The organism is Nonomuraea helvata (assembly GCF_039535785.1).
Classification (GTDB): domain Bacteria; phylum Actinomycetota; class Actinomycetes; order Streptosporangiales; family Streptosporangiaceae; genus Nonomuraea; species Nonomuraea helvata.
Genome location: NZ_BAAAXV010000009.1, coordinates 600366 through 614610, shown reverse-complemented (window position 1 = coordinate 614610; position 14245 = coordinate 600366). Strand labels below are relative to the sequence as shown.

At 68.9% G+C, this 14245-nt stretch carries 12 protein-coding genes; 8 read left to right on the top strand and 4 right to left on the bottom strand.

Translation table 11 applies throughout. From position 1 onward, the window contains the following. Positions 1–62: 62 nt before the first annotated feature. The gene (gene groL, locus ABD830_RS35370) at positions 63–1682 is read left to right on the top strand and encodes a chaperonin GroEL (RefSeq protein ID WP_344997506.1); all 1620 of its coding nucleotides are present in this window, start codon (positions 63–65) and stop codon (positions 1680–1682) included. Between the two features lie 619 nt (positions 1683–2301). Here groL and ABD830_RS35365 read toward each other — a convergent pair. Then, positions 2302–2643 (bottom strand): hypothetical protein, encoded by a 342-nt coding sequence (locus ABD830_RS35365; RefSeq protein ID WP_344997504.1) that lies wholly within the window; start codon positions 2641–2643, stop codon positions 2302–2304. Between the two features lie 616 nt (positions 2644–3259). After that, the gene (locus ABD830_RS35360; protein WP_344997502.1) at positions 3260–3751 is read right to left on the bottom strand and encodes a hypothetical protein; all 492 of its coding nucleotides are present in this window, start codon (positions 3749–3751) and stop codon (positions 3260–3262) included. 676 nt (positions 3752–4427) lie between these two features. On the opposite strand from ABD830_RS35360, the gene ABD830_RS35355 reads away from it, so the two are divergent. The 3 genes from ABD830_RS35355 (at position 4428) to ABD830_RS35345 (ending at position 7510) form a co-directional block, all read left to right on the top strand. After that, the gene (locus tag ABD830_RS35355; RefSeq protein WP_344997500.1) at positions 4428–4949 is read left to right on the top strand and encodes a SigE family RNA polymerase sigma factor; all 522 of its coding nucleotides are present in this window, start codon (positions 4428–4430) and stop codon (positions 4947–4949) included. Beyond that, a complete protein-coding gene (locus ABD830_RS35350) occupies positions 4946–6124 on the top strand; it encodes a WD40 repeat domain-containing protein (RefSeq protein ID WP_344997498.1) in 1179 nt (392 codons plus the stop codon). Before ABD830_RS35355 ends, ABD830_RS35350 begins: the two co-directional genes overlap by 4 nt. 750 nt (positions 6125–6874) lie before the next feature. Further along, positions 6875–7510 (top strand): sigma-70 family RNA polymerase sigma factor, encoded by a 636-nt coding sequence (locus tag ABD830_RS35345; protein WP_132334441.1) that lies wholly within the window; start codon positions 6875–6877, stop codon positions 7508–7510. Positions 7511–7619: 109 nt separating this feature from the next. On the opposite strand, the gene ABD830_RS35340 is transcribed toward ABD830_RS35345, so the two are convergent. Together ABD830_RS35340 and ABD830_RS35335 are read right to left on the bottom strand one after the other, a co-directional pair. Then, positions 7620–7997, bottom strand: coding sequence for a DUF5319 domain-containing protein (locus ABD830_RS35340; protein WP_090930411.1), 378 nt, complete (start codon positions 7995–7997; stop codon positions 7620–7622). Between the two features lie 39 nt (positions 7998–8036). Then, positions 8037–9029: a helix-turn-helix transcriptional regulator gene (locus tag ABD830_RS35335; RefSeq protein WP_344997494.1), complete on the bottom strand. Its 993-nt coding sequence runs from the start codon at positions 9027–9029 to the stop codon at positions 8037–8039. Between the two features lie 491 nt (positions 9030–9520). Between ABD830_RS35335 and guaB the strand changes: the two genes are divergently transcribed. From guaB to ABD830_RS35315, 4 genes are all read left to right on the top strand, one after another. After that, the gene (gene guaB, locus ABD830_RS35330; protein WP_344997492.1) at positions 9521–11002 is read left to right on the top strand and encodes an IMP dehydrogenase; all 1482 of its coding nucleotides are present in this window, start codon (positions 9521–9523) and stop codon (positions 11000–11002) included. A gap of 4 nt (positions 11003–11006) precedes the next feature. Then, positions 11007–12128 (top strand): GuaB3 family IMP dehydrogenase-related protein, encoded by a 1122-nt coding sequence (locus tag ABD830_RS35325; protein ID WP_344997490.1) that lies wholly within the window; start codon positions 11007–11009, stop codon positions 12126–12128. A 5-nt stretch (positions 12129–12133) separates the two neighbouring features. Next, positions 12134–13330: an RNA polymerase sigma factor gene (locus ABD830_RS35320; RefSeq protein WP_344997488.1), complete on the top strand. Its 1197-nt coding sequence runs from the start codon at positions 12134–12136 to the stop codon at positions 13328–13330. Between the two features lie 79 nt (positions 13331–13409). Beyond that, positions 13410–14186: a phosphotransferase family protein gene (locus ABD830_RS35315; RefSeq protein WP_344997485.1), complete on the top strand. Its 777-nt coding sequence runs from the start codon at positions 13410–13412 to the stop codon at positions 14184–14186. The last annotated feature ends 59 nt before the right edge of the window (positions 14187–14245 follow it).

The following is a 14245-nucleotide window of genomic DNA, read 5'->3' as shown; positions in this document are numbered from 1 at the left end:
GTCGGGCCCCGGGCGCTCTTGAGGGCGGCCGGGGCTTTCGACGCTAGGAGAGGACTTTCAGCATGGCGAAGATCCTGGAGTTCGACGAGGGTGCCCGCCGCGCGCTTGAGCGCGGTGTCAACGCCCTCGCGGACGCCGTGAAGGTAACCCTCGGCCCGCGTGGCCGCAACGTCGTCATCGACAAGAAGTTCGGTGCACCGACGATCACGAACGACGGCGTCACCATCGCTCGTGAGATCGAGCTGGAGGAGCGCTACGAGAACCTCGGCGCCCAGCTCGCCAAGGAAGTTGCCACCAAGACCAACGACATCGCGGGTGACGGCACCACCACCGCGACCGTCCTGGCCCAGGCCATGGTCCGCGAGGGCCTGCGCAACGTGGCCGCCGGCGCCTCGCCGCTGTCGCTCAAGCGCGGCATCGACAAGGCCGCCAAGGAGATCAGCGACAAGCTGCTCGCCAGCGCCCGCGCGGTCGAGGACAAGAAGGAGATCGCCAACGTTGCGACGATCTCCGCTCAGGACGCGCAGATCGGCGACCTGATCGCCGAGGCGTTCGACAAGGTGGGCAAGGACGGTGTGCTCACCGTCGAAGAGTCCAACGCCATGGGCATGGAGCTCGAGTTCACCGAGGGCATGCAGTTCGACAAGGGCTACGTGTCGCAGTACATGGTGACCGACCCCGAGCGGATGGAGTCCGTCCTCGAGGACGCCTACATCCTGCTCACCCAGGGCAAGATCTCCTCCATCGCGGACTTCCTGCCGCTGCTGGAGAAGATCGCCCAGACGAAGAAGCCGCTGCTCGTGGTCGCCGAGGACGTCGAGGGCGAGGCCCTGGCCGTCCTGGTCACCAACAAGATCCGCGGCACGTTCACCTCCGTGGCGGTCAAGGCCCCCGGCTTCGGCGACCGCCGCAAGGCGATGCTGCAGGACATGGCCATCCTCACCGGCGGCCAGGTCGTCAGCGAGGAGGTCGGCCTCAAGCTGGAGCACGTCGGTCTCGAGGTGCTCGGCCAGGCCCGCCGCGTCGTCGTGACGAAGGACAACACCACCATCGTCGACGGCGCCGGTGACGCGCAGGCCATCGAGGACCGCGTCAAGGAGATCAGGCTCGCCATCGAGCAGTCCGACTCCGACTGGGACCGCGAGAAGCTGCAGGAGCGCCTGGCCAAGCTCGCCGGCGGTGTGTGCGTGCTGCGTGTCGGCGCCGCCACCGAGGTGGAGCTGAAGGAGAAGAAGCACCGCCTCGAGGACGCGATCTCCGCGACCCGCGCCGCGATCGAGGAGGGCATCGTCTCCGGCGGTGGCTCCGCGCTGATCCACGTCTCCAAGACTCTCGACGACCTCGGCCTGACGGGCGACGAGGCCACGGGTGTCGGCGTCGTCCGCCGCGCCCTGGTCGAGCCGGCCCGCTGGATCGCCGAGAACGCCGGTCTCGAGGGCTACGTGGTCACCCACAAGGTCGCCGAGCTGGAGGCCGGCCACGGCCTCAACGCCGCGACCGGCGAGTACGGCGACCTGATCGCGCAGGGTGTCATCGACCCGGTGAAGGTCACGCGCTCCGCCGTGCAGAACGCGGCGTCGATCGCGGGCATGCTGCTCACGACCGAGGCGCTCGTGGTGGACAAGCCCGAGGAGGAGGCTCCGGCCGCCGGCCAGGGCCACGGTCACGGCCACGGCCACTGATCCGTCCCCTTCCGCTCGTCACGGCCCGCACCTTTCAGGGGGTGCGGGCCGTGCGGCATTTATGGCGACCGGTTCCCGCCCTGCCCTTTGACGACTGGTGCCGCTCACCAGCCCAGGTCGCGTAGCGTCGCCACGTACACCGACGACGGCAGCAGGCAGACCGCCGCCCAGTAAGCGGGCCGCGACCCGAACTCCCCGGCTCGCCGCCGAGAGCGGGAGCACCACGGCCTGGTTGGCCGCGGAGGAGGCGGCCGGCGTTCACTTTAGTTCGGTGTCATCGGTGGTTTTCGAACTAAGAGGCAGGTCGCGGCCGCCCTGGAGCGCGTCAGCCATCAGCCGTACGAGATCCATGTGCTTGGTCTGCCCCCTGGTGGGAACAGCCATTGGCGGTGAGAAAGATCTTGCTGATCCAAGGCGAAGGGTGTCGCTCCCGCGGAGGACGCCCTTCGTGAGTTACGTGGCCGGTTACAGTGCGACGGGGACCGTCTGGTACCAGCCGGTGATGGGGTGACCAGGTGGACGATGTTCTGGTTCCGCATGATCGGTGCAGCCGCGTTCGGCTCGAAGCCGACGCGGGCGGCGGTATGGCCGCCAGAGCCGCTCTCGCCCGTCCGACGGGTCAGTGCACGCAGAGGGCCGAGACGGTCACTTCGTAGACCCACCAGGAGCTGTCCGGCGCAATGAAGAGAGCGCGATCGCTCTGCGACCAGTTCGTGCAGTCGCCACCCGCCGCCAGCACCGCCGCCCCGGCCTCCTGCGCGCCGTTGTGCTTGGCCACGTCCGAGGTTCGGCCCTGCCCCACCGCGCTCGCCGAACGCGGAACCGTGTAGGACATGGCGGACTGATCGGTGGCGGCGTCGGCTGTCACGGCGCCGAGACCGAGCGCCGTCACCGTGACAAGGGACGCGGCCGATACGCGCCAAAGGAGCGCTCTCCTGCGGCGGCCTGTGCGAGATTCCATCTGGCCTCTCCATTTCGTCGGACGTAGGGGGGTCGCGGCGCCTGGCGCGCCGCGACGTCAACGTAGATCCGTAAGCGCGGCCACGCCAGATTCGGTTGATCGCCCCCGCATTCACCCACGATGCGGCGTCCGATCGGCTGAAAGTTTCACCGATCCGGTGCGGGCACGGCCTGCCGGGCACGTCGAAAGCGCAGGCGCGCGGGCAATCGCCGGTCGTGGTCTCTCCCGAAGCGGGGTCGCGTCCGGTCTCGTTGTCGCGGTTGCGCCGCCGCAGCGGGCGGCCGATCGGCGGCGATCGCGATCAGCGCGGCGGCCAGCGCGCGGGCGGCCTGGGCTGGGGTGTGGGCCGCAGCCCCGCCCACAGCGCCGACCGCCGCCCTGCACCGCGGAGGGCTCGCCGCGTCTGCGGCCCCGCCGTCCTGACGGGACTGGCCGCCGGAAGCAGGTGGCCGCCCCGCGGCACGCTGTCTGCGCATGCTGCCTCAGCGAGGCTGCACGGTGCCTGCCCAGAAGTGGTCCAGCGCGCGAGCGCACTTTCGGTTACCGTCCTGCGCGGACGGGGTTGTGTCCCAGCCGCGTACGCCGGGTGGCGGTGTGGTCGCGGCTTTCGGACGGCTCAGTTGTAGGGGTTGTCGTAGGTCACGGATTTGGTGCGGCTGTTGTAAGTTTGGCCTGGATAGAACCAGCCGCCCGTCACGTACAAGGTGACGTTCGTGACGGTGGCGGAGTGGGTGTATTCACCGTCGTAGAGGAATAGGGACAGCTGGCATCCGGGGGGAGCGGCTGCCGTGCCCGTCTGGGTCGGATAGAAGACGGTGCTGCCGTTGACGGAGACGTAGAAGTTCGGCTTGGGGTACGACCCGGTGCCCCAGCACAGCCGGAGCGTGTACCTGAACTTCGTGTTCCCGTCGTCGAACGCCAGCGTGCCGGTCAGCTGGGCGAGCATGATCGGCGGTCCGGCGTTCGAGGTCACTGTGACGGACACGGACTGGTCTGGGCCGTAGGCGGCGTGCGCGGGAGTGACGGGCACCAGGATTGCCGCGACGGTTGCGATGGCGATGGCGAAAGAGCTGGCCGCACGACGTGCTTTGGAAGGTGTCAATTCCAACCTCATCTCTTTCGTGATGTCGGCGGGGCGCGCACGGAGACTATTGTGGGGGGCCTCCAGGCGTCCAGAGAGACGATCGAGAGCCACTGATTCGGCTCGGCGATAACTTGCACCGGCGGCTCTCGCGAGGGCAGGCCAGGCGTGCCACCAGGTCGAGGGTCGCTCCTGCGGAGCCGTAATGCCGGCGTGATGGGTGAAATTTTCATTCGACCGGAGAGGCCGCCGATGCCGGCGGAGGAGGTGGATAGCCCTTTGTCGGCAGGCTCTAAAAGAATTGTGTAGCTGAGGCGTCTCTGTGCTGCCCAGGCATGATCCCCCGTGAGTTCGTGCATTCTGAAGGCTCTTTGGGCGCGAACCGGAGGGAAGAGACCAGCAGAGGGCGCTTCCAGGGCTTGAGTTCAGGAACCGAGTACCCGGCCGTAAGCTCAAGAAGCCTCGCGATGGCATGTGCCCTATTGCCGCAAGCCCACTTGGGCGGGCAGCGGCACGTGGTGCCAACGACGGCCGAATTCACGCGTCGTCGACACGTGGAAGGCTCGCAGGAGAGCAAGAGACAGTGACAATCGGCTTGACGTTGTCGACCACTCGTGACAGTGGTCCTTACCGGCACCCTTTCTAGCGCGGATCGAACCTTTCCACTCCTCTCCGGCGTCGGTAACGGTCGAGAGGAGTCGTCTTGGATCCCAATGACAGCTTCCGTGAGTTCGTCGCCGCGCATCAGCAAGCGCTGATGCGCACGGCGTACCTACTCACGGGAGACGCCCACCAGGCCGAGGACCTGCTGCAGAGCGTCCTGCTCAAGGTGCTGCGGCGCTGGTCCCGGTTAACGCACGTAGAGCGCCCCGAGGCGTACGCGCGTAAGGCGCTGGTGAACCAGCACATCTCGTGGCGGCGGCGCCGGGTCAGGACGGAGCTCCCGACCGCCGACCCGCCCGACCAGCCGTACTCAAGCGAGGACTCCACCCTCGTACGGCTGGTCATGCGCCAGGCCCTCATGGGGCTGCCGCCTCGACAGCGGGCGGTGATCGTGCTGCGTTACTACGAGGACCGGACAGAACGGGAGACCGCTGAGCTGATGAACTGCTCGATCGGGACGGTGAAGAGCCAGACCCACTACGCGCTGGCCCGCCTGCGCGAGCTGGCGCCGGGCCTGGCGCCGAAGCTCGCCGGCCTGGAGACCGAGGAGGCCTACCGATGACCTGGCTGCGAGATGTGCTCGTCGATCTGGCCGCCGAGTCACCACGGGTGGACCTGGCCGAACGCACGATCGCCACGCGCGACCGCAGGCGGCGTACCGCGATCTCGCTCCTCGCGGCGGCCATGGTCGTGGTCACCGCGCTCGGCGGGACACTCGCCGTGCGGCTGCTGCCGCAAGCGCCCGCGCCGGCCACCTCGGGCAAGGACGACCTGCCCCCGCGTGGGGTGGGGCCGCTGAGTTACGCCTACAAGACCTTCTGCGAGCCGACCAGCGGAAAGGCCCCGTCAAAGTGCCGGGACGGGGGCTGGCGAGTGGTCACCCGCAGCGGCAGGACCTACCACGTGCGGGAGGCGCTGCCGAGCCGCAGCCTGCAGGACAGCCCGCTGGCGATCAGCCGGGACGGCCGCAAGATCGCTTACTACAGCGCGAAGGAAGGCACCTTCCAGGTTCGCGATCTGGCCTCGGGCGCGAAGACCACGGCGCCGATGAAGCTGCCCCCGAAGAAGTGGCTGTACAGCATCACGCGGCTGATGTTGTCGGACGACGGACGGTACCTGGCCTTCAGCAAGGTCCCCGATCTCAAGGATCCCGCGCTGCTCTTCGACATGCACGACAGGGTCGTCCGCGAACTTCCAGCCCGCTGGGTCCCCATCGGCCTGTCACCGGATGGAGCCACCATCACCCTCGCGGAGTACTCGCCCAACTCCCAGCTGCGCACGATCTCCAACCTCTGGCCGCCCACCTCACCGGGCAACTCCACGGCGGTCATCCTGCCACAGCACTACGCCTTCAGCCCGCTGGCGCCGGACGGCAAGACCGTCGCAGCCGTCGAAGACCACAGCACCGCCAAGAAACCCTGCCAGATGGGCGACCTCGTCCTGCTGGATCCGCTCACCGGCAAGAAGCGGAAGACCGCCCCCATCCGTGGCCTGTCGCCTGACGTCAGTCAGATCTACCTGCGTACGTGGCGCAGCGCCGACGAGGTGACGGCCCTGACGACGTCCGTCCACTGCAGACCGTCCTCCGAGGTGCCGGACGACGAGACGGCGCCGCCCTACCTGACCTTCACGGCCTACGCGGTGAACGTCAGGACCGGCGAGGCGAGGAAACTGACCACGTTCAGGGCACAGGACATCTTCGGTATCGCCATGCCCGGTCCTCCCGGGGCGATATGACCACGACCTTCCTGCCCCACAGCAGGGGTCGTTGCACGATGCCGGCGATGACCGCTGGATGCCCGAGTTCGGCCTGGCCGTCGTGGTGACTACGCGGCGCGTGATCTGCAGCGGGATCATGAAGGGCATCACGGTGCTATGACGTGGGAACACGCACGAAGACGTGGCTCGCAGACGGCACTGGCTACCACGACAAGGCCACCTCGAACCCTCAACGAGAACGGCGGCGCATGGACCGATGCGCCGCCGGAGAGCACGCACCGTCACGGCGGAGCTCATCTTCAACGATGACTTGCGACAGTTGAATAGGCGGCCTCACCAGTATCAACCCCCTGCCCGAGCTCCTGTCGCGCGAAGCGCGCCCCAAGCGAGGACTTGCCTCTGGGGGATCGAAAGGGGGCGTGCCCCCTTGGGAGGCGCTGCCTGGAGCCCACGCTGCGCGGAGCGCATCCCGTGCGGAGGGCCGTGGGTTTCCGTCCCGGGCGCTCCTGGGGTGCCCGGGCGCCGGGCGGATTGGTTCTGGCGGCTTGGGGAGAAGTGGGGGAAAAGGTGGAATATTGGAGTAAACCGGGAGTGGGGGATAAGCGTCTGCGATCTGACAATTGTCGTACATTGCGGGTTATGGGATGAAACATTATGTCAGCGATTAAGGCTTAGTGTGGTCAGTTGATTACTCGTGGTTATCGTCGCGTCAATGTGACCAATCCGTAGCCGTTCGCCATGACGACAGGTCGGATCAGTGCGGGCATCATGCCTATCGTGAGCGAGGGAAGCGTCGCCGACGCCAAAATTGGGGTAAGGCTCGCGTCGAGACTTCCGGCACGGACGGATGACTCCGACCTTAGGGAACTGACGAGCCTCGCCGTGCAGGGGGATCGCAGTGCGATCGAATCTCTGCTCGGTGAGTTGCGTCCGATGGTGGTGCGGTATTGCCGCGCCCGGCTGGGCAGGGTTTCAGGGCAATATCACATTGCCGATGACGTAGCCCAGGAGGTGTGCATCGCGGTCCTGTCCGCGCTGCCGCGATACCGGGACATGGGGCGGCCGTTCGCCTCCTTCGTGTTCGGGATCGCCTCGCACAAAGTGGCCGACGCGCTGCGGAGTTCGGTGCGCTCGGCCGTACCTACTCAGGATCTGCCCGACGGCCCGGACGACGGGCCGGGGCCCGAGGAGACGGTGGTCCGCTACATCGAGGTCGAGCACGCGCGGCGGCTGCTGGCCCGGCTGCCCGAGAATCAGCGCGAGTTGCTGCTGTTGCGGGTGGTGTCGGGGTTGTCTGCCGAGGAGACCGGTAATGTACTCGGTATGTCACCGGGTGCGGTCCGCGTCGCCCAGCATCGGGCGCTGGCCAGGTTGCGGCAGATGGCCGAGCTGGAGTCGGCTTGACGCCAGAGGAAGAGACCGACGCGCTGCTCGATGCGCTCGGTCGTGGAGAGATGCCTGACTCAGGCGATCCAGCGGCGCGGCTGCTGGCCGCGCTGCTCGATGATGTCGGTCAGCGGCGCTCCTCCGTGTCGATGACGCCGTCGACATAGCCTCTGGCGTACTCCCAGCTGACGTAGTCCGCCGGGTCCGGGTGAAAGGCCGGCTCGTGGACCTGCGGCTGGCCCTTCTCGATCATTTGTCGTAGGTTGCCGCGCAGCAGCTCCCAGTCGAAGAAGTGCTGCTCGCCGCATTCAGGGCAGTCGAGTACGAGACCCAGCACTCCCTGCGGTTCGAGCAGGGAGCGAAAGACCTCGACGTCGGCGAGGTCCGTGATGGCCTCGTCACGCTCGGCCGCGGTGAGTGGCTCGGCGTCGTCGAGCGCGCCCATCGCCGAGGAAGGGTCGTTCGGGTCGTCCGCGAACGGGTCGCGGGGGACGTCTTCCAGCACCTTCCCACCATATGACCGAAGCGGCCCGAGCGGTGGACATTACCTCAGCCATCCGCGTCTGGCGGCTTCCACGCCTGCGTGGAAGCGGGATTGAGCGCCCAATTCCGTCATGGCGTCCGCGAATCTCGCCCTGACCGTACGGACCGAAACACCTAGCTGGCGGGCTATGGAGTCGTCGCACATGCCCTGGGCCGCCAGGCGGAGGACCTGGACCATCCCCTCGCTCCTGCGGCCGCTCCACGGCAGCGGCACGGCCCTGGCCCACAGCTCCCTGAAGAGGGTCCGCAGCAGGCCCACGACGACGGGCGTGCGTACGAGATAGAAGTTGTACGCGTGATCGGGCAGGTTGCCGCCCCAGAACGGGGGCAGCCCCGCGACCTCCGACCCCGCTGTCATGAACCAGCTCGGCACCCGGTCCAGCGTGCGTACCTTGCCGCCGGCGTCGAGCAGGCGGGTGAGCTGATCGCGTACGCCGGGCAGCACCAGGGTGGACACCGGCACGATCGCATGAACCGCCAGAAGCTCTCGTTTCTGCGCATCAATCCACGTATCCGCAAATTTCCGGGCAAAGTCGGTCATGGTGCGCTCGTCCGGAAGGGCGGTCATCAGTTCCGCCGGCGGGGACTGCACGGCAAGGCCGACCACGCTCTCGTACAGCACGTCCGCCCCGTTCACCATCTCCACCGTGAAGGTGCCGCTCTGGTAGTCGCGCCCGGCGTCGTAATCGCGGATCAGCGACCGGATCGAGCCGAGCGCGCTGTCGATCCTGCGGCTCTCCTCCGCCAGCCGGTCGAGCCGCTCGGCGATCATCCGGCCTAGAGCCGCCGCGGGGTGTCTGGCCAGGTACTCCCCCGACTGCTCGTCGATCACGCCCAGCTTGACGAGGTCGTCGAGCTGGCGGCCGACCTTCTCGACGGGACCGTCCATGGCCAGGGCGAGATCGGTGATGGTCGCTCGATGCAGGCGCAGCACCGCGGAGTACAGGGCGGTCTGCGCCGGGTCTAGGCCCAGCGTCTCGAAGGGGTCAGACACTGTAGGCGACTGGTTGCGCATGCGGGGCGGCTCCGTCGGGGGGACACGGGCGTGCCGTGAGAATAACCCCGCAATACGCTCGTGTCCCCCCGTTGTCATGACTGGCGGGGGCGAGGTGCAACTTCATGAACTTGCACCTTTTCGCATTGCGTTGTTCCGTTCCGTAACGCACTCTTTACCTAGCGTCGGCATCCTGCAAGGGCTGCGGTGGCACCGGCCATCAGGACGCGGAGGGGGGTTCGGTGGCGTGGAGCGCCGCCACACCCGGGTGCCGGTGGCCGGGGGATGGGACGGATCACCGACCGGCCCATCCCCCGGCACTTTTCATGCCGGGGGTACGACGGACCGTGGGGGTCATCGTGCCCCCGGCATCCCCATGTCGAAAACTTGGGAAGCAGCCGAGGTAGGTGGGGCCATGGGTGCTGCGACGCGGTTTGGAGGCAGGGCCTAGACTTGCTTCAATCAGCGCAACGGCAGGAGGGGGCCGCAGCATGTCCAAGTTCACCGAAACAGGTTTGACCTTCGATGACGTGCTGCTGGTGCCCGCGTATTCAGACCTGCAGCCAGGCGAGGCCGACACCAGGTCGCGCCTGTCCCGCAACATCACGCTCTCCATCCCGCTGGTCTCCGCGGCCATGGACACCGTCACCGAGGCCCGCATGGCGGTGGCCATGGCCCGCCAGGGCGGCATCGGCATCCTCCACCGCAACCTGTCGGTCGACGAGCAGGCCCAGCAGGTCGACCTGGTCAAGCGGTCCGAGGCCGGCATGGTCACCAACCCGGTGACCTGCAGCCCGGACGACACGCTGGCCGACGTCGAGCGGCTCTGCGGCACGTACCGGATCTCGGGTGTGCCTGTGACGGACGTGGACGGCACGCTGCTGGGCATCGTGACAAACCGCGACATGCGCTTCGAGACGGACCACTCGCGCCTCGTCCGCGAGGTCATGACCAAGATGCCGCTCGTCACCGCCCCGGTGGGCGTGTCGCGTGACGAGGCGTTCGCGCTGCTCCGGCAGAACAAGATCGAGAAGCTGCCCCTGGTCGACTCCGACGGCAGGCTGCGCGGCCTGATCACGGTCAAGGACTTCACCAAGAGCGAGCAGTACCCGCTCTCCACCAAGGACGCCGATGGCCGGTTGATCGTGGGGGCGGCCATCGGCGTCGGCGGCGACGCGGAGCTGCGGGCCAAGGCGCTGATCGAGGCCGGGGTCGATGTGGTGGTCATCGACGTGGCCCACGGTCACTCCAAGGGCCTGGCCGACATGGTCGGCAAGATCAAGGCCAACAGCAAGGTCGAGGTCGTCGCGGGCAACATCGCGACCAGGGCCGGGGCGCAGATGCTGGTCGACGCGGGCGCCGACGCGGTCAAGGTGGGCGTCGGGCCCGGCTCGATCTGCACCACGCGGGTGGTGGCCGGGGTCGGCGCGCCGCAGGTCACGGCCATCTACGAGGCCTCCAGGGCGTGTGGTCCCGCGGGTGTGCCGGTCATCGGCGACGGCGGCCTGCAGTACTCCGGCGACATCGTCAAGGCCATCGCCGCCGGCGCCGACACGGTCATGCTCGGCTCGCTGCTCGCCGGGTGCGAGGAGTCGCCGGGTGAGCTGATCTTCATCAACGGCAAGCAGTTCAAGTCGTACCGCGGCATGGGCTCGCTCGGCGCGGTGCGCAACCGCGAGCGCGGTGGCACCTCCTACAGCAAGGACCGCTACGCCCAGGCCGACGTCGGCGGCGACGACAGGTACATCCCCGAGGGCATCGAGGGCCAGGTGCCCTACCGCGGCCCGGTCTCGGCCGTCGCCCACCAGCTCGTCGGGGGCCTGCGCCAGGGCATGTGGTACGCCGGCTGCCGCACGATCACGCAGATGCACACCGACTGCGAGCTCATGCCGATCACGGCGGCGGGCCTCAAGGAGAGCCACCCCCACGACATCCAGATGACCGTGGAAGCTCCGAACTATCACAGAAGGTAAGTTCATGACTCAGCAGGTGGAGATCGGCCGGGGTAAGGCCGGGCGGCGGGCGTACTCGCTTGACGAGATCGGCCTGGTTCCCTCACGGCGCACCCGGGACCCGGAGGAGGTCTCGATCGCCTGGCAGATCGACGCCTACCGCTTCGAGTTGCCGGTGGTGGTCGCCCCCATGGACAGCGTGGTATCCCCGGCGACCGCGATCGAGATCGGCCGGCTCGGCGGTCTCGCGCCGCTCGACCTCGAAGGGCTCTGGACGCGGTACGAGGACCCGTCTCCGCTGCTGGAGGAGTGTGCCGCACTCGACGCGGCGGCGGCCACCAAGCGGCTCCAGGAGATCTACGCGGCGCCCATCCAGGAGGAGCTGATCGGCCGCCGGATCGAGGAGATCCGGGCGTCCGGCGTGACCGCCGCTGTGCGGCTGTCGCCGCAGCGCACGGTCCAGTACCACAAGGCCGTGATCGACGCGGGCGTCGACATCTTCGTCATCCGCGGCACCACCGTGTCGGCCGAGCACGTGTCGGGCCGGGCCGAGCCGCTCAACCTCAAGCAGTTCATCTACGAGCTTGACGTGCCGGTCATCGTGGGCGGCTGCGCGACGTACACGGCGGCCCTGCACCTCATGCGCACGGGCGCGGCGGGCGTGCTGGTGGGCTTCGGCGGCGGCGCCTCGCACACGACCCGCAACGTGCTCGGGGTGGCCGTGCCGATGGCCACCGCGATCTCCGACGTGGCGGCGGCGCGCCGCGACTACATGGACGAGTCGGGCGGCCGCTACGTGCACGTGATCGCCGACGGCGGCATGGGCACCTCCGGTGACATCGCCAAGGCCATCGCGTGCGGGGCCGACGCCGTGATGGTGGGCTCGCCGCTGGCGCGGGCGGTCGAGGCGCCCGGCCACGGGTTCCACTGGGGGTCGGAGGCGCACCACCCGGACCTGCCGCGGGGCCGGCGGGTGGAGTTCGGCACGGTCGGCACGCTCGAGCAGATCCTGCACGGGCCGTCGAGCGTGGCGGACGGCTCGATGAACCTGATGGGCGCCCTGAAGCGGACCATGGCCTCCACCGGCTACTCGGACATCAAGGAGTTCCAGCGGGTCGAGGTCGTGGTGGCCCCCATCCAGCGCTGACGCTCATGCCGGAGACCGCGGTCGAGCGGGTGTTCCGCGAGGAGTACGGGCGGGCGGTCGCCGTGCTCGTGCGGGTCTTCGGCGACATCGACCTCGCCGAGGAGGCGGTGCAGGAGGCGTTCAGCGTGGCGGTGCGGCAGTGGCCGTCCGCCGGGGCGCCGCCCAGCCCGGCCGGATGGATCATCACGACCGCGCGCAACCGGGCCATCGACCGGTTGCGCAGGGAGTCGGCGCGGCCCGGCAAACACGCCCAGGCCGCGCTGCTGCAGGCCGCCGACGGGCCCCAGGACGTGGGGCCCGTACACGACGACCGGCTGCGGCTGATCTTCACCTGCTGCCATCCCGCGCTCGCCATGCACGCGCGGGTCGCTCTGACGCTCCGGCTGCTCGGCGGGCTGACGACGGCGGAGATCGCCCGCGCTTTCCTGGTGCCGGAGCCGACCATGGCGCAGCGTCTGGTGCGGGCGAAGAGCAAGATCCGCGCCGCCCGCATCCCGTACCGCGTCCCGGAGGAGGCCGACCTGCCCGAGCGGCTGCGGGCGGTGCTGGCCGTGGTCTACCTGATCTTCAACGAGGGCTATACGGCCAGCTCCGGCGATCGGCTGGTCCGGGAGCACCTGTGTGCCGAGGCCATCCGGCTCGGCCGGCTGCTGGCCGAGCTCATGCCGGACGAACCCGAGATCATGGGGCTGCTCGCGCTCATGCTGCTGACCGAGTCGCGGCGCGCCGCCCGTACCTCCGAGAGGGGCGAGCTGGTGCCGCTCGCCGAGCAGGACCGGGGGCTGTGGGATCGCGCGCTCGTCGAAGAGGGACAGGAGCTCGTACGGCGGTGCCTGCGGCGCAACGCGCCCGGCCCGTACCAGATCCAGGCCGCGATCAACGCCGTGCACAGCGATGCGGCGGAGGCGCGGGACACGGACTGGCGGCAGATCGTGCGGCTGTACGACCTGCTGACGGCCTTCGACCCCGGACCGGTCGTGGCGGTGCACCGGGCGGTGGCCGTGGCCGAGGTGGAGGGGCCGGAAGCGGCGCTGGGGCTGCTCGAAGGGCCCGATGATTACTACCTGTTCCATGCGGTACGAGCCGATCTGCTGCGGCGGCTCGGACGCGAGGCGGAGGCCGTGGCGGCGTACGAGGCGGCGATCGCGCGGGCGGGCAACGAGGTCGAGCGGACTTTCCTGCGGAAACGGGTGGGGGCATGACGAGGGTGTGCGTGGTCACGGGGGCCAATCGGCGGTGATCACCGGGGCTGTCGGGAGACCGGTGCCCTAGCATGCGGGCATGGCCGACCTTCGCCACACGCACGAGCTGGCCTTCGCCGGCGACGTGGTCATCAAGCGCTACATGGACAGCAAGCCCGGCGCGGCCGAGCGCGAGTGGCGCGCGCTGAACCTGCTGGCCGAGTACGCCCCCGGCCTGGCCCCCGAGCCGATCGGCTACGAGGCGGGCGTGGTGACGATGTCCCGGATCGACGGGGTGCCGCTGCGCGGGCTGTTCGCGACGGCCGTACACGTCACGGCGCTGGTCGAGGCGCTCACCGAGCTGCACACGGCGGTGCCGCCCGACGTGCTCAGGGCCGTCCCGCTGCGCCCGTGGCAGCTCGAGGCGGTCGCCGACTGGGTGCGGCGGCGCGGCGCGAGCTGGGAGCCGCGCGACCCGCCGGCGGACCGGGCGGTGAGGGAGGGCCTGCGGTGGCTGGAGAGCTGGTCGCCGGGCGAGTCGGGGGTCACGCCCGTGTTCGGGGCGGGCGACGGCAACCTGGCGAACTTCCTGTGGGACGGCGTACGCGTCCGGATCGTCGACTACGAGGACTCCGGGCGCAGCGACCTGGCCTTCGAGCTGGCGGAGATGGCCGAGCACGTGTCGATGTGGGTGGACGGCGAGGTGGAGATCGCGCACCGGTTCGAGCTGAGCCCGCCGGTGGAGCGGCGGCTGCGCGAGTGCCGCAAGGTGCACGCCCTGGTCTGGCTGTTCCTGCTCTCGCACGAGCACCCGCGCAATCCGCCGGGCACCTTCGGGCGACAGGTCGAACGCGTGCTGGCAACATTGGGCGCATGAGACGGGCAGGAGCGGCGGACAAGGCCGCCGTCGAGCAGCTACGTCGAGACCGGCCGGCA